The sequence below is a fragment of the Zooshikella sp. RANM57 genome (assembly GCF_050749885.1).
Classification (GTDB): Bacteria; Pseudomonadota; Gammaproteobacteria; order Pseudomonadales; family Zooshikellaceae; genus Zooshikella.
Map to the genome: position 1 here is coordinate 292,017 of NZ_JBOIUB010000005.1, position 14,848 is coordinate 306,864.

The window sequence follows — 14,848 nt, forward strand, 5'->3', positions numbered from 1 at the left end:
ATCACTATTAAAATGCCAGTGTATACAAAACCTGGCATTTTCATTCAATCAATCGGGTAATACAGGGCACTGGGGAATGGCACAAATGGTCTTCTTACTAACCGGTTCAGTTTGTTTCTTCTTGGACAGCCGATCTTTCTGTTGTAGTTCCTGCCAAGAACCTTGAATATTATTATCATCAGGTGCGAGTGCATAGGCACAGCGTACTGCTTTATGTGCTTGAACAGGACAATGAAGCATTTTTAACGTGTACGCCAGATTATTCCAACCTTGACTATGGCTCGGTTTAGTCGACACAAGTTGTTTAAAATAGCCGGCAGCTTGAGGGTATTTTTTTACTGAAAACTGATAGTTCCCCATCGCAAATAAGGCCACGGGGTGCTTTGGCCATGTTGCTAACGCTGTTTGATAGGCTTGAACTGCTGCCTGTTGTTGTCCAACAGCTTCTAGTTGCTGCGCAGCACGTAAATACGTGAGAGGCTTAGCCGAGGCAGGTAACTTATTCGGCGGTAAAATGACCATTGCCCAATAATGACCTCGCGCCCAAGTGTTCGCAAACGTCTCAAACGGCATTCGATAACGCTTTTCAGTTCCCGAACGGAGGATAAGCTCTTTATTTGCCAAATCGTATCCGACAATAACAGCAAAGTGCCACTGTGGATACCAATCAAGTCCAAGGTTTAAAAAGACCAGTATAGGAAAGCCCTGCTCTATCTCCTGCAATAAATCTTGAAAATCCTTGTTGAGCGGATAAGCCAGCATGCCATATTGACGTGCAGTAGCCACCATTTCAATTTGAAAACTGCCTTGCTTTTTAGGCACATAAACTTTACTCACCAAATCATCTGGTGTGACAGGAACTTGCCAATAAGACAAAACGGTCGCCAACGCCGCTGGACCACATTGATATTCATCTTGAGGAAAAAAGGGAACTTGAGTCAATTCTGTTGGCTGAAGCACTGATTCATCCAATGAGTCCAACTGATGAAGAACTGGATTTGTGGTACAACCAGATAGAACACTCAAATAAATAATGCCCAGCCAGAGCTGGGCATAACGTTTAATACTCATATTAAACCAATAAAAAAACGTTTAACGCTATTTTTACCCCTGTTTAAAGGGGGATACATCTACACAGGTAAATGCCGTTTAAAAAAGTCATTTCTAGTTAATGCAACGCACAAATGAGAAGATATCTGTAGCACATAACATATCAGTCACAACAAATACCACAAGGAATAACACAACAACTTCAGCAACACCACTACCTGCAGGCATTTCTTCCATTTGAGCATTAAATTGTGCCAGTTCACTGGGTGTTAATGAATCAATACGATTCTCTACATCAGCTTGATCTACCCCAAGGCTGGCCAGTTTATCTTTGACCGCTTGATCAGCCAGCATTGCCTTTAACGCTTCTTTATCAACTTTATGCTGCTCTGTGCTAATGACATTATCTGTAGCAACCATTGCAGCCTGTACTAAGCTTGCTTGAAAACCAAAAACAACCAACCAAGTAGATAAAAACAGTGCCACAACACGTTTAATTTGACGATAACTGAACATAACAGCTCCCAATAATATTTAAGTTCAATCTTTCTGAAGTCTAGAGAGGGCTATTAGTAGGGTCAAATCTGTTTATTCTTTCCGTGAGAGCCGTCATTCCAATAAATCTATCAAGCGCACAAAAAGGTGTTAACTGTTGTTTTTTTAATACTAACTTCACTAGTTAATTCCACCCATAAATAATACACAACATACTACATCAATGTTTAAAATAATGGTCACTAAGGTTTAATGCTTCCGCAGTGGTAGGAGCACAAGGGATTGACTAAGCTGATACTGAGCTGATTTTCAGGTTTTATACAGTGCATTTTCTAATTAATCCCCCTTTCATGTTGATGTAGAGCTACAACCAAGTTGGAGGGTTGATTAGTTGATTACTTCACGCATAAATGTTTACCAAAATCACTCACAGGATAATTAATTTCACCTTCAAAGGATAATGAAATGACCGTTCAAGCGCATTCAACAGAAGTGGTACTTTCTCCAACCAAAGTCACTGCAACAGAATTTGAGCTGGTCTTAGCTCGCCAACATGGTAATGCAGTATTAACCATTATTGCTGAAGGGTATGCGGAGGGAATTACAGGCGCTCATGTCGTTGCTGTAGACCTTAATGCCAAAGTGCCTGTATTCAAAGTAGTCGCTCATACAACAGCGGCTATTGGTTACTTCCCTTATACTGCTAAAAACAGTTTTGAAGGCGTAAACCCTGATTTACAAGAAATTGCAATACAAACTTCTGTAGGTGTTACTAAATACAAGGTTACACATTTACTATCTAATAGTGAGACACAAACGGTACCTGCATCAGTAAAAGCTTTAAATGAAAACCAAGTGGTTGGCTATGCTTACAACCAGAGCAATCTGGACTTAGCCTTTAGTAATGCCGTCAACCAACTTTATAACAAATTTTCTGGCCACATTTCTGCAAAAGTGGTTGATTCTGGTTTTATCGCTGTTGGTTCACCTGTTGGTATTGCATATACATATGTCGTTGTTGAACAACAACAATAATATTGAGTGTTTATAAAATCATATCAATGTAATGTACTCCCGGTATAAATAAAGTTTTACCTCAAAAAGTATTTATTACTTAATGAGGGTGTTTTGCGAAAAACAAATTAATTATGATAGTTTCTTTAAGGAGAAAGAAATGGCTAATGTTAATTCAATGGTTGGTGCCTATGGACCTTTTTCATCCAATATTGATAAAGAAGCTCAGGTTGCTTTTAGTGAAGCAATGGAACATTTCGCAGGCGTGAAATACCAACCTGTAGCAGTCGCCTCTCAAGTAGTCTCTGGTGTAAATTATGCATTTTTCTGTAATGCAACACCGGTTTATCCTGGAGCGCCTACATTCCCCGCGATGGTTACAATTTATAAGCCTTTAAACGATCCAGCTTGCATTACTCATATTGAAAGACTGCCTTATTAATTAAAAACTCAACGCTAGCACTTATTAGTTACAGGGTATTAACCCTGTAACTAATATAATCAAATCAATAACATTGTTTTTCAATTTAAAACAAGTCGAAAAATACTTACTTCTTTACTTCACTCCTCGCTTACGCTATCACGCTAAAACCCTTAATTATAAATCAAAGCTACTGCAACAGAAGACCATCCCAGTTCTCTACTGCTCACCGAGCTCCCAGCACCTGTTTCACAACCCCAAATGTTGCTCTATTTCAATTATGATTAAATACAAGTTAAACTGTTTGCCCAAACACTAACAGGTAACATATTATTTGCTATTGCCGCCAAACAAAGGAACACCTGATGTATCTACGTTTGTTACGTGAAAAGGATGACCAAGCTTTACTAACATTTGAGCTTGCAAACAAAGACTGGTTTGAATCATTTATTGAACCACGGGAGCCTATATTTTATAGCTCAAAAGGTATCCAACAACATATTACAAATTTTCTCACTGAGTATCTTAATGGCCAGCGTTTACCTCTACTTATTATAAGCAATAACCATGAAATTATTGGACGTATTAATTTGCATCAAATATGCACTAAAACAGGTAGAGCATATCTTGGTTATCGAGTAGCACAATCTAGTGCTAACGGCGGTGTAGCATCATTTGCAGTCAAACAAATACTTAGCCTAGCCCAACAAAGTGGCATCACACATATCAACGCTGTAGCTTCAACAGATAATAAAGCCTCACAAAAAGTGCTAATAAAGAATGGTTTCCAGCAAAAAAAGCTTGTATTAAATAAGGCGATAATAAAAGGTCAACCACTAAACTGTATAGAATATCAACGATCAATTAATGAATGCTTATAAAAATCATTCTGTATCAATAAAGTTAAAAAATTATTTACAACGAGCATATAATAATTAATTAACTGAACTACACAACATATTGCGATCATTAATTGTATATAAGGTACCCATTAATGCGATACCCGTAATGATCGCTGTTATAAGATAAATAAATGCATAAACGCTCAAGTTAAACCCTACTGCCAACTCACCTACTGAAGCAAACATTGCAATTCCCAGCGTACCACTTAGCTCACGTACATAGCCAAAAAATGACATCCCTATACCACGGTCTGAAACAGGTAAAACATTTTGTACTGCACAAGTTAATGCAGGTAATGTACACCCTAACCCAAACCCAACAATTGGAAACAGCGAGATTAACAGTATCTTTTGGGATAACAGGATAAATGAAATAATATTAAGTAAAAATCCCACCACAATATAGTTTTTATAATAACCTGTACGAGCGATTTGTTTTCCTGCCACATAGGCACCGGCACAGATTCCCAGTGTAAATAAAATCATTGCATACCCACTCGTCACCAGACTGATTCCTTCCTGCCATTGCATGTGTAATGGAAAATAAACCAGTCCAACCATCATAATGATTTGAGATGCACCCATTAGGCATAGACAAGCCAGATAATTATCCAGTTTAAACATATGCCAGGGAATTAATGATGGCCGCTTGGAAACGACTAAATAAATTACTGAAAGCAGAATCCAACCTAACGCAATGAGTAAAAATAAAGGACTTAAATTAATATATCCACCGACTAACAATATAACCAGTCCAGTAGACGTAGTGAAAAATGCTGCCCCTAACCAATCCAGATTACGCTTTACGGATGAAGTACCAGGCTTAATCGTCTTTGTTATAATGTAAATAGCTAATAATCCAAGAGGAAGATTTATCGCAAAAATCATTCGCCATGAGAAAAATTCTGTGAGCAAACTACCCAGAATTGGCCCAGTTACATTTGACACAACATAAATTAATGATATATAGCCTTGGTATTTTCCGACTTCACGTGCAGGAATCACATCCGAAATAACAATAAAAGCTAAGGATATTAATCCTCCACCACCAATGCCTTGAATCGCTCGCGCAATGATTAGACCTTCTAATGTCGTGGCAAACGAACATAACAGTGAGCCTACAATAAAAATGACCAAGCTTATATTGATCACTTTAATACGCCCCCAAAGGTCACTGAGCTTGCCACAAATAGGAATAATACTGGTAGCGGTTATTAAATAGGCTGTAATCACCCACGTCAGATGTTCTGTTGCATTTAAAACCTGGCCAATAACAGGCAATGGCGTGGTAACAATACTTTTCTCTAGTGAACCTAAAAAAATCAGTAAAGCAACACTAAATAATACTTTTTTATGGGACATTGATTTTTTTCTTAAAAAGGAAGAGAACGATCCTGTATATAGGGCACATCAAAAGAGTCTCTTTTTTGTATTTAGCACCACACCCAGTTCCTTACGCCACTACAGCAAAGTGTAAGCACACTTCACTGTGGAGGATTCGTGCTATTTTTTAATAGCTAAAGAGGTTTATAATGGGTATCGGTTAAATAAAAGACGTCTCTAAAAATAGTGATTATTTAATAGCATGATTATTGTTAATCTTTTTTCTTTTCACTCTGCAGCAAAGCAAGCTTTGAAGTGGTAAGTGCTTGTAGATCTATGCCTTTTTCCTCAAGCAAGCGCTCTAATAATGGATACAATTTCCCTAAATTGTCTTCCAGTGTGTGTTGTATCGTATCAACCACTACTTGAGTGCCACGCTCAATTTCAATATTGACTTTGTGATCTGTCGTTTTTTCCTCAAACGTTGTCATACGACGTGTTTCAGGAATCAACCAGACTTCGAAATAACCCTTTTCCTTATTCACTTCAGAAACGGTTAAGCTGGCGCCATTAATTGCAATATAGCCTTTTGGAAAAATATATTTACGCCATGATTCAGGCAGATCGAAGCGAACCCGACAGTTTCCTTCTAATTCACTCACTTCAATAATCGTCGTTCGAAAATCCACATGGCCGGATAAAGGATGCCCACCTATTTCTGCACCATCTTTTGCTGCTCGTTCAACATTAACTTGACCACCCACTTCATGTTCACCCAAGGTGGTTATTAACAGGCTTTGTAATATAACATCAAACTTCACTACCGTTTCGCTAAGCATTTCAGTGACTGTTAAGCATACCCCATCCACTGCAATACTGGCACCTATAGTGAGGTCTTTACAAAAACCTTCAGGAAACTCAATTTCAAAGGTGCGAATACTGTCGTGATCATTCACACTTTTTATCGTTGCAACGGCCTGAATGATTCCAGTAAACATAACTGCCTCCAGATTTAAAGGGTAGCGTCCCTTTGCTGATGTATCAGCAAATCAACCAATTCTGCTAAATGACTTATTTCAACAGTCGGCTTATGTAGTGTATCTGCCTGCTGTTGTCGATCCATGTTCAACCAACATGATTGAAAGCCCGCTTGATTTGCCCCTATTATATCCGCTTGCCAATGATCACCCACGTGCAAAATACACTGACTGTCCATGTTGAGCAATGTTTGAGCACGTTGGAACAAATCCCCATGAGGCTTAGCACGACCATCAATACCTGCAGACAATACGTGACTGAAAAATGGTTTCAACCCTATTTTTTCAACATCAGCATTGCCGTTAGTAATAACAACCAGAGGAAAGCATGTACTGAGCTTGGCAAGTAATGTTTTGGTTTCTTTTGGAACATTGATCTTATTACGTTCAACCAGAAACAAATCCACACCATCTGTCGCAAGTTTTGCTGACACTGTTGTATTTAAAGACAGTGCCTCAAAACCCGCTTTAAGGGTTTCATAACGCCATAGAGTGACATCATGCTCCAACTCAGGCTGAATGGCCTGCACCTGTCGTTTATAAGCTGTCCAATAAGACATATCATGAGCTTCACCTTTTGGACATTGATTTCGAATCCAGTCCATCAGGACAGCTTCTGCTGCATCAATCACAGGTCCATTGTCATACAAAGTATCATCCAAGTCGAAACTAATCGCATGAGGGCGACAGAAATTCGGTTGTAAATACATTAGACTTCCAGCTCAGCTTCAACTTTTCTCTGATAACGACTCCTGATATCGTCCCCTAATACTTGACTGTCTATCAACTTAAATCGAGCAGCATCTGTTAAATGAGTGGTCTGCACCTGATAAATTGTTTGTGAACCTTTACCCATCAACATCGGAGCCTGATACACGACCAATTCATCCAACAGCTGTTGCTGTAGGAACTGACTCATTAATGTAGGGCCAGACTCTACCATCACCTCATTATATTCCGTTGTTTTTAACCACTGTTGCAGTGCGTTAAGGTCAACGCCCTCTGTATGAACAGGCAGGGTAATCACCTCTACGCCCATAGCAGATAACTGTTGTTGTTTTTGGGTATCGGCCAGTCCTTCACCCACAACAATGACAATATTTCTATTGTCTTGAATACTGAACAATCTAGCATTGAGTGGAATAGAAAGACGGGTATCCAGAATAATCAGATCTGGCTGACGCAACATAGGCTTGATGGTTTCATCCATGTGATCCATCCGTGCATTTAAGAGTGGATCATCCTGAACAACTGTTTTTACCCCGGTAAGAATGGCACAACTTTGCGCCCGCAGCAGCATCACATCCTGGCGTGCTTTATCACCCGTAATCCATTTACTTTCACCAGAGGCTAACGCCATACCGCCATCAATACTGATTGCGACTTTCCCAAATAACCAAGGACCCTGCTGTTTCATTCGCTTGATATAGCCACGATTAAGCTGTAATGCTTCTTCTTCCAGTATACCTACATCCACCTGAAATCCTGCTTTCTGCAGAACCGCAAGACCTCGGCCTGATACCACGGGATTAGGATCAGTCATTGCTACCACTACACGTTCCAGTTTCAGCTTTGCCAATGTTTGGCAACAGGGTGGTGTACGACCGAAGTGAGAACAAGGTTCTAATGTGACATAAGCAGTAGCACCCGCTAAGCTCTCATTGGCCTGATTAATCGCTGCCACTTCAGCATGAGGTCCCCCTGCTTGTTGATGGAAACCTTCAGCAATGATTTTACCCTGCTTAACAAACACACACCCTACTCTGGGATTGGGTGATGTAGACCATAGTCCTTGGCGTGCTAATTCTAATGCACGTCTCATGTATACTTCGTCGTTCATCTACTATCCAAGCTCAGTTTAAAATAAAGTCTGCTACTGTAGTCGCCATTCTTGCCTGATACTGACCACGTAAATACAACCTATAAAGCTGGAGATAATACCGTTCTTTAAGCGCTTGCACATCCTCAGTTAAGTCCGCGCCAAACAGAATATCAGCCCCACCCTTATGCCAGCTTTTTAACCCTTCAATGTCTTGAAAAGCCAATCCAAAATCAAATTTCACCATTCGCTGACACTGAAAAGAAGGCAGTGCTTGTACATAACAATGATCATCCTTTCGTAGATCATCAAACGCTTGTAATGCAGAGCCCGTGAGTTCTTCTGCAATTTCTTTTTCAGACAAACGCTTTGTATTAGGTACAACACCACTTGCAGGCCAGGAAACATGCAATTTACCTTTTTCCTGCAACACTTGCTTAAAACATTCATCCAGTGGCTGCAAATCAGTTAACCGGTGAAGGCTATTAAAGATAAAAATTGCCTGATAACGCTGTTGATATTCACGCTTTGCTAAATTGGCTTGTAATGATGCAAGCGAGTCAAAGGTCACCACAGTGACAGTTGTTGCCCATTCATTTTCCGCAAGCATTTTAACGACATTTTCAACGTAGGGTTCCCCCTCATAACTGATGATCAGTGTTTCACCTTGACCACCAAATAAAGAGGTCATTTCCTCCACAACAAACCGCTTAGCAATGTCAATGGTCGTAAAGTTGACCACATCACGGGTATGCGTCTTCATCGTCTTCTTACTCCATTAACTTATCGCTTCTAACACACTGGCATTGGCTTCACCTTCTCTATCCCCAATACTCGAATGCACAACCCAGGCAGGATCATCCGTAATCATGGAAATAGCACTTTTGGCATGAGCAACAGCACGCTGAGAAGCTGCTTCAAACAAAGCATCCTGCTCATGTTGAGACTCAAAAATAAAACATTCTAACACATGTTTTCGCGCCTGAACTTTAGCCATTGCCAACGCTATTGCAGCCTCATGTGCTGAAGTTAAATCTAACGCTTTAGGTCCAACCCAACCAAAAACAATGCAAATATCACACTGTTCTTGCTCCAATAAGCGAAGAGCTTCGACAGCCACTTCTTTGTGTCCAGGAACGGTTGCTTTTAACCAAGTCAGTTCGCTATTACAAATTTGCTTTGCCTGCTCAATTTGTTGAATTGCAAATTTAGCCATATCTACACGTGAAAATGCAGTATCAACAATGCCTATTTTTTTCATCATTATTTTCCATCACTAAATCCCACTTTTTAACCACTGCTGGACGTCCTACAAAGTAACCATAGCCACCTTGACTATTATTTATTTTTCGTAAAACCACATGTGATGAATTAGCCAAACATGCAATTATCGGCTGAGCATCAAAAGCATGAGGGGATAAGTTAATAATTCCACCCATTTGCCCAGTGAGGAGTCCATAAAGGTCAAAGCTGGGAGAACCTGATACACGAATATTTAAATCACTTAATGTCAGTTGTGTTAGACACTCAAGCCATTGTTGCTTAATGTGCTTTCGATAATGTGTGTTATACATTACCGCCACTAACGGACTAATGTCTTTGTCATTGAGCGTATAATATTGGCTATTATGGAAAAAATCTGTGCCATTACTGCATACACAATGACCATCAGCAATATTGAAAATAGCAAAAAATTTTACCTGACTATTTTCAAGATAACTAACAACACGGCAACAAGCAGGGTAGTCATACTTATAATTCCAACTACCATCAATAGGATCAATGACAAAACCTGTCGACACATCTCGTATATCTTCTTCCGAAGAAACGACAACATCTTCACCGACTAATGCCTTTATATTTTGAATCATGGCAGAACTGACCATTTTATCAGCACGAGTTGTACCATCTACGTGATCAAGTAACGTAAGATATTCTGATCGACGTCTAACAGCGGTTGTTTGCCAAAAATCACTTGTTGACGCAAATAGATGGCAAAATAATTTCCAGTTCATTCCATGACTCCTTAATTTACGCAATAAGGTGGTCAGCAAAATAGCGAATGGCAAAGTGATCTTTAATAGCCCAGTCTACCCTAGGCTTTTCACCCAGCCATTCCTGAATGGCCCAAACAACATCCTTAAAACCCAATAAATCACGTAGTGAAGAGCTACCAGAAAAACGCAAATTAACTTCAAAAGGTACAAATTGGTCGTCCTGCATCATACCTTGAATATTACAAGGCCCTTGCCATGTATTGAGTTTAGCAAATTGCACCACAAAATGATTAATGCCCTTATTAGGCAAAATGGGCTTAAAATAAGATGTCATGCCATGAAATAGGTTTCGCTCCCCCACAAAAGGTCCCCAATAACTACCATCAAGTGACTTATAAATAGCAATTGTAACTTCACTGCCTTTAAGATAGTGCTGTACAACATAATCATCACTAAACTGTGTTATATCAGGTGAATCCCAAACAATCCCTACTGATAAGCCCCCTGTTCTTGGCTTAACCAGATAAGGAGAATGTAGTGTGGGGCACTGCGATGGCAACCATGTATCAGGAACTTCTACATCCATCTGTACCAAAAGTTGCTGAAAATGCCATTTATCATAACATGCAAGTGATAACGCATGCTCAGAACAAAATATAAAAGGAAGTGCCTCTTTTTGTTCTGAAAACACAACAGTTTCATGATCGGTCAGTGGTATGATGGCATCAATTTTTTGTTGCCGGCAAAGATCCACTATTGCTTTTACATTATATTCACCATCAATTGAACACCCTTCTGGATACCTGACTATTTCATCACAAAGGTGCTCAGCTAAGCTGAGCGACTTATTGACAAGAGCAACAGTTTGTAACTGATCCGCACTAAAATTTTCGGTCAGTAATTTAGCAATACCAGCGCCTAAATTACCATCAGCATTGGTTATAAGAATCCGTTTCATTGTTAATATTCTTTTAGCTTCAGTTACACTGCAAGTGCATGGCCATCTATACTACGTTTTGCTTTTAAATAATTAATATTATCCTCAGTAACGTAAGTTTTGGTATTTACTTCTTCAATCACATCAATACCCAGTGTCTTTAGCTCTTTTGATTTATTTTTATTATTGGATAACAACCTGATTTTCTGAAATCCTAAATGTTTGAGTATAGCGGCAGCGGAATGATACGTTCTAAGATCATGATCAAAACCAATAATCTTATTCGCTTCAAACGTGTTCAAACCAGCCACTTGGTGCTCATAAGCATCCAGCTTATTGTACAAACCAATACCCCGCCCTTCCTGACGTAAATAAATAACTATGCCGCCCTGCTCTGCCATTAAGTCAAAAGCTTCATTTAATTGCTGCCCACAATCACACCGAGAAGAATAAAACGCATCTCCCGTCAAACACTCTGAATGCACTCTAACGAGTGGTGCTTCGTTAGATAATAACGCTTCTGCTTTAAACAATAATGCCACATGCTCTTTATCTTCTGGTAGACCATTAAAAGAAACAATCTCACATGGCACATGATTTTTACCTACTTTCAATGGTACACGACTTCTGATCGTTGTCATAATAGTCCTCTCTTACTTAATATATCCTTCACAAATGATTTTTATATCCCTAGGGCTCAGAGGCTTCATCACTCGATAGCCTCACCTAAAAACCACTCGCCTTAGTTATAAACCCTTCACTGTAGGTATTTAGATCACAATCCATCATCAAATAATAAATTTCGCCGGGTATTATCCACGTCGATTTTTTAAGGTTAGGATTATCTATTAGCCACTAAAGTTTGAAATAAACTTAACAGGAAAATGTAAATAGCGGTATTTAAAAGGCAAAATTAACATCAATACTACTACATTATTTGATGAAGCTATCCTGCAACAAGTTTTCAACTACTATACCCATAACGAAGGGTTTTTAGGGGTGGCAGTTAAATGCGCCTGCATAAACTGCATTCCCACCATTCTTAGTGGTCAAGAACGCTGACAACAAACTCTAAAAATGACTCGTGAAGGGTATATACGTTGAAGTAACAGCTTTAATCAATCGCTAAAGCACATATAAAAACTTCACAACACATGTTTAACAAAATTATAAAACATTTATCACATACTTTTCTATTATACTAAAGTCTAATATTAACAAAACCAAACGCTTTCAAACACCAAAGTGTTTAAATACGTATTTTTTACGTATTTAAATTTCTCATAGCTTCCTAACCACCAACAAAAAGCACCTACAAACCTTGACATTTAATTAATAGCAAAACATTATCATACCTTGCACAGTGTTCATTATAAGTTCCACTATTAGTCATATTATTGTTTATTCGCTAATCAACCTAATACTAAATCAAGAACATTCAGCCAGTATATTTCTTAACCTTTTTTCAACTATCACTCGTCAGATTTCAACTTATTTTCAGCAAAAAAATATTTAAACATTATCTGGCGACTTGTTTTAGCTTTATCAACTACGTTATATATTAATAGATATCATTACTATGCTCAGAATAAATTGACATCAACTACTCCCCCTTAAAGTTACACATGGAGAAGAATAGTGAAATTTACCAGGCGACAGTTTAATGCTTCGTCAATGTCCGTGTTAGGTATGTTGGCAGTACCCCCCGCATTAAGCGATGAAAAAGCAAACACACCACATTTTACAGAGAAAGAATATCGTATCATTGAAAATATAGTAAGCTACTTTGTATTTCACTGGGGTGGTGAAGCCATAGCCCTGAGTACGATTAAGTACTTTATCAATGCAAAATTAGCTATTGATGATAAGTACCATGGCATTTACCTATCACTTATCACTCATTATCGTATTTTATTTAATAAGACTAATGATACAGCCAAAACGGTGACAAAACTGCTCGCTATAGCAAATGAAAGCCAAGCAGACTCAAATTTAAAAATAGCGGTCAAAACGTTACTACAATTTTATATCGCCCGCAGTGGCTACCAGGCTTATGGCTTACTGAATATTAATGGCCATATCGCAAGAGGCTATCTTGATCAGCCAACCCCCTACAGGACAATAAATGATGATGTATAAAAAAACAGCCATTGTGATTGGCTCTGGAGTTGCTGGTACTTTTATTGCTACACAACTGTTGCAGCATAAGCTATATAAAAAAGTCATTATGCTGGAAGCCGGTCCAGAATTTAAAATGGGTGATTATGGTCAGTGGTTACATTACGTTACGGGTGGATCAGCACCCTACGAGTCCCATTACGATACCGAAGAAGACTTCACTGCCAAGGGGACCCAACCTTGGTACTTAAATGGTAGCCGTATTTTTGGTAAAGGAGGCTCCACATTACATTTTGGTGGCTGGTTACCACGATTTAAACCCGAAGACTTTGAGCTACACCAAAATACCGGGCGTGGAATTGACTGGCCATTTAGCTATGATGAACTTGAACCATACTACTGCGAAGCCGAAACCTATTTAGGTGTCACTGGAGACTCTCACAATCAAAACCCGCCACGTAGTCGTCCTTTTCCTTATGACGCAGCACCTTACCCCTTGGTTGCAAAACCTTTTATTGAAGCTTTCGAAACCTTAGGTTTTTCCTATCAACACTTACCCATTACCCGCTACGGTAAAGCCGAAAATGGACATGGCAAGTGCTTAACTGTTGGAACCTGTAATTACTGTCCTGTAGACGGTAAATTTAACGGTATGCAACCCTTTCGCACACTGGAACCCCAAAGCAACTTTGAGCTTCGCCTTGAGTCTCCCGTCATTAAGCTGCTCATGTCTGCCCAAGATACTGTTCAAGGTGTAAGCTATTACGATATTAAGCAACAACGTGTAAAACATTTGGAAGGAGATGCCGTTTTTATCTGTAGCGGAGCATTGGAAGCGCCTAAATTACTACTCAACTCACGCAATAAATTCTGGCCTCAAGGGATAGGTAATAACCATGATTTAGTGGGTCGTTACCTCTCAGCCAATCCATTTTTCTATGCCGCTGGACAAACAACATCAGCCAACGATTACCAATGTGAACTAGGCTTCCCAACCTTTGCCAGTCGACACTTTGATAGCAAAGCTTTTCAAGCTCAAGGTAAATTCTTTATGGCGATGGATAATGATAGCGCCCGCATTGATTTCGTGACATCCATGTTAGCTGGTAAATCACCAGAAGCTATTCAAGCAGAAGTCTCAGGTCAAAAAACACTACAACTCTTTGGCAATCTGGAACCGCTTTCTTATTGGGAAAATCGCGTTTATCCAGACAAGGAGTGGACAAAACATTTTCTCCCAAAAACCATTATTGACACACCAAAAGCAATGTATGATCCAAATATTGCTGATTTTTATGTAGAACAGATGCGAGTCATCCTAAGAAAAATGGGGTTAGATAATATACATACGGGTACTTATCCTCAACGAGGTGATCATGCAGCCTGTACCTGTCGTATGTCAGATGCTCCTGAGCAAGGTGTGGTAAATACTGATTTTACAGTACATGGTATCAATAATCTGTTTATGTTAAGCAATGCGATTCTACCCACTCTACCAGCCGCTAACCCAACATTGACACTGATAGCCATGGGCTACAAAATGATCGCAGACATGAGAAAGCAAATGTTAGTACACGCAGCTTGATACTTATCAGTTGCCACACGAATCAACTTTGGATAGAATCGCGGCAATTTTTGCCATCTTTTAATGGCTATCAACTCATTGAAGAATAAAATAACGTAAAAAAAGTAGTTACGACATAATATGCTTTATATCCTTTTCAAATGCTTCGTC

At 39.2% G+C, this 14,848-nt stretch carries 16 protein-coding genes; 5 read left to right on the plus strand and 11 right to left on the minus strand.

The features are described from left to right. Positions 1–48 precede the first annotated feature (48 nt). Positions 49–1,071, minus strand: a complete 1,023-nt coding sequence (locus ACQ96U_RS12995; RefSeq protein WP_431721685.1) for a PA2778 family cysteine peptidase — start codon at positions 1,069–1,071, stop codon at positions 49–51. A gap of 93 nt (positions 1,072–1,164) precedes the next feature. Next, the gene (locus ACQ96U_RS13000; protein WP_431721686.1) at positions 1,165–1,566 is read right to left on the minus strand and encodes a PA2779 family protein; all 402 of its coding nucleotides are present in this window, start codon (positions 1,564–1,566) and stop codon (positions 1,165–1,167) included. 444 nt (positions 1,567–2,010) lie between these two features. Here ACQ96U_RS13000 and ACQ96U_RS13005 point away from each other — a divergent pair, with 444 nt between their 5' ends. The 3 genes from ACQ96U_RS13005 to ACQ96U_RS13015 all read left to right on the plus strand — a co-directional run bounded on the left by ACQ96U_RS13005 (position 2,011) and on the right by ACQ96U_RS13015 (position 3,861). After that, positions 2,011–2,580: a hypothetical protein gene (locus tag ACQ96U_RS13005; RefSeq protein ID WP_431721687.1), complete on the plus strand. Its 570-nt coding sequence runs from the start codon at positions 2,011–2,013 to the stop codon at positions 2,578–2,580. A 139-nt stretch (positions 2,581–2,719) separates the two neighbouring features. Further along, the gene (locus ACQ96U_RS13010) at positions 2,720–3,001 is read left to right on the plus strand and encodes a hypothetical protein (RefSeq protein ID WP_431721688.1); all 282 of its coding nucleotides are present in this window, start codon (positions 2,720–2,722) and stop codon (positions 2,999–3,001) included. A 344-nt stretch (positions 3,002–3,345) separates the two neighbouring features. Beyond that, positions 3,346–3,861 (plus strand): GNAT family N-acetyltransferase, encoded by a 516-nt coding sequence (locus tag ACQ96U_RS13015; protein ID WP_431721689.1) that lies wholly within the window; start codon positions 3,346–3,348, stop codon positions 3,859–3,861. 54 nt (positions 3,862–3,915) lie between these two features. Here ACQ96U_RS13015 and ACQ96U_RS13020 read toward each other — a convergent pair whose 3' ends face one another. The 9 genes from ACQ96U_RS13020 to ribA all read right to left on the minus strand — a co-directional run bounded on the left by ACQ96U_RS13020 (position 3,916) and on the right by ribA (position 11,636). After that, positions 3,916–5,244: an MFS transporter gene (locus ACQ96U_RS13020; protein WP_431721690.1), complete on the minus strand. Its 1,329-nt coding sequence runs from the start codon at positions 5,242–5,244 to the stop codon at positions 3,916–3,918. 233 nt (positions 5,245–5,477) lie between these two features. Further along, positions 5,478–6,203, minus strand: coding sequence for a riboflavin synthase subunit alpha (locus tag ACQ96U_RS13025; RefSeq protein ID WP_431721691.1), 726 nt, complete (start codon positions 6,201–6,203; stop codon positions 5,478–5,480). A 14-nt stretch (positions 6,204–6,217) separates the two neighbouring features. Continuing rightward, entirely contained in the window at positions 6,218–6,952 is a 735-nt protein-coding gene (locus ACQ96U_RS13030) for an HAD-IA family hydrolase (RefSeq protein WP_431721692.1), read from the minus strand. Next, a complete protein-coding gene (gene ribD / locus ACQ96U_RS13035) occupies positions 6,952–8,082 on the minus strand; it encodes a bifunctional diaminohydroxyphosphoribosylaminopyrimidine deaminase/5-amino-6-(5-phosphoribosylamino)uracil reductase RibD (RefSeq protein WP_431721693.1) in 1,131 nt (376 codons plus the stop codon). Before ribD ends, ACQ96U_RS13030 begins: the two co-directional genes overlap by 1 nt. Positions 8,083–8,095: 13 nt before the next feature. Continuing rightward, a complete protein-coding gene (locus tag ACQ96U_RS13040; protein WP_431721694.1) occupies positions 8,096–8,824 on the minus strand; it encodes a hypothetical protein in 729 nt (242 codons plus the stop codon). A gap of 15 nt (positions 8,825–8,839) precedes the next feature. Continuing rightward, positions 8,840–9,325, minus strand: a complete 486-nt coding sequence (gene ribC, locus ACQ96U_RS13045; protein ID WP_431721695.1) for a riboflavin synthase — start codon at positions 9,323–9,325, stop codon at positions 8,840–8,842. Then, positions 9,300–10,076: an inositol monophosphatase family protein gene (locus ACQ96U_RS13050; protein WP_431721696.1), complete on the minus strand. Its 777-nt coding sequence runs from the start codon at positions 10,074–10,076 to the stop codon at positions 9,300–9,302. Before ACQ96U_RS13050 ends, ribC begins: the two co-directional genes overlap by 26 nt. 16 nt (positions 10,077–10,092) lie before the next feature. Then, complete coding sequence (locus tag ACQ96U_RS13055; protein ID WP_431721697.1) at positions 10,093–11,016, minus strand: ATP-grasp domain-containing protein; 924 nt, start codon at positions 11,014–11,016, stop codon at positions 10,093–10,095. A gap of 23 nt (positions 11,017–11,039) precedes the next feature. Next, positions 11,040–11,636: a GTP cyclohydrolase II RibA gene (gene ribA / locus ACQ96U_RS13060; protein WP_431721698.1), complete on the minus strand. Its 597-nt coding sequence runs from the start codon at positions 11,634–11,636 to the stop codon at positions 11,040–11,042. Positions 11,637–12,633: 997 nt separating this feature from the next. On the opposite strand from ribA, the gene ACQ96U_RS13065 reads away from it, so the two are divergent. After that, positions 12,634–13,134, plus strand: a complete 501-nt coding sequence (locus tag ACQ96U_RS13065; RefSeq protein WP_431721699.1) for a hypothetical protein — start codon at positions 12,634–12,636, stop codon at positions 13,132–13,134. Next, positions 13,121–14,698: a GMC oxidoreductase gene (locus ACQ96U_RS13070; RefSeq protein WP_431721700.1), complete on the plus strand. Its 1,578-nt coding sequence runs from the start codon at positions 13,121–13,123 to the stop codon at positions 14,696–14,698. Before ACQ96U_RS13065 ends, ACQ96U_RS13070 begins: the two co-directional genes overlap by 14 nt. The last annotated feature ends 150 nt before the right edge of the window (positions 14,699–14,848 follow it).

Bases quoted from the DNA above. Each gene is read 5' to 3' on its own strand.
- ACQ96U_RS12995 (WP_431721685.1), bottom strand. From the start codon at position 1,071: ATGAGTATTAAACGTTATGCCCAGCTCTGGCTGGGCATTATTTATTTG.
- ACQ96U_RS13000 (WP_431721686.1), bottom strand. From the start codon at position 1,566: ATGTTCAGTTATCGTCAAATTAAACGTGTTGTGGCACTGTTTTTATCT.
- ACQ96U_RS13005 (WP_431721687.1), top strand. From the start codon at position 2,011: ATGACCGTTCAAGCGCATTCAACAGAAGTGGTACTTTCTCCAACCAAA.
- ACQ96U_RS13010 (WP_431721688.1), top strand. From the start codon at position 2,720: ATGGCTAATGTTAATTCAATGGTTGGTGCCTATGGACCTTTTTCATCC.
- ACQ96U_RS13015 (WP_431721689.1), top strand. From the start codon at position 3,346: ATGTATCTACGTTTGTTACGTGAAAAGGATGACCAAGCTTTACTAACA.
- ACQ96U_RS13020 (WP_431721690.1), bottom strand. From the start codon at position 5,244: ATGTCCCATAAAAAAGTATTATTTAGTGTTGCTTTACTGATTTTTTTA.
- ACQ96U_RS13025 (WP_431721691.1), bottom strand. From the start codon at position 6,203: ATGTTTACTGGAATCATTCAGGCCGTTGCAACGATAAAAAGTGTGAAT.
- ACQ96U_RS13030 (WP_431721692.1), bottom strand. From the start codon at position 6,952: ATGTATTTACAACCGAATTTCTGTCGCCCTCATGCGATTAGTTTCGAC.
- ribD (WP_431721693.1), bottom strand. From the start codon at position 8,082: ATGAACGACGAAGTATACATGAGACGTGCATTAGAATTAGCACGCCAA.
- ACQ96U_RS13040 (WP_431721694.1), bottom strand. From the start codon at position 8,824: ATGAAGACGCATACCCGTGATGTGGTCAACTTTACGACCATTGACATT.
- ribC (WP_431721695.1), bottom strand. From the start codon at position 9,325: ATGATGAAAAAAATAGGCATTGTTGATACTGCATTTTCACGTGTAGAT.
- ACQ96U_RS13050 (WP_431721696.1), bottom strand. From the start codon at position 10,076: ATGAACTGGAAATTATTTTGCCATCTATTTGCGTCAACAAGTGATTTT.
- ACQ96U_RS13055 (WP_431721697.1), bottom strand. From the start codon at position 11,016: ATGAAACGGATTCTTATAACCAATGCTGATGGTAATTTAGGCGCTGGT.
- ribA (WP_431721698.1), bottom strand. From the start codon at position 11,636: ATGACAACGATCAGAAGTCGTGTACCATTGAAAGTAGGTAAAAATCAT.
- ACQ96U_RS13070 (WP_431721700.1), top strand. From the start codon at position 13,121: ATGATGATGTATAAAAAAACAGCCATTGTGATTGGCTCTGGAGTTGCT.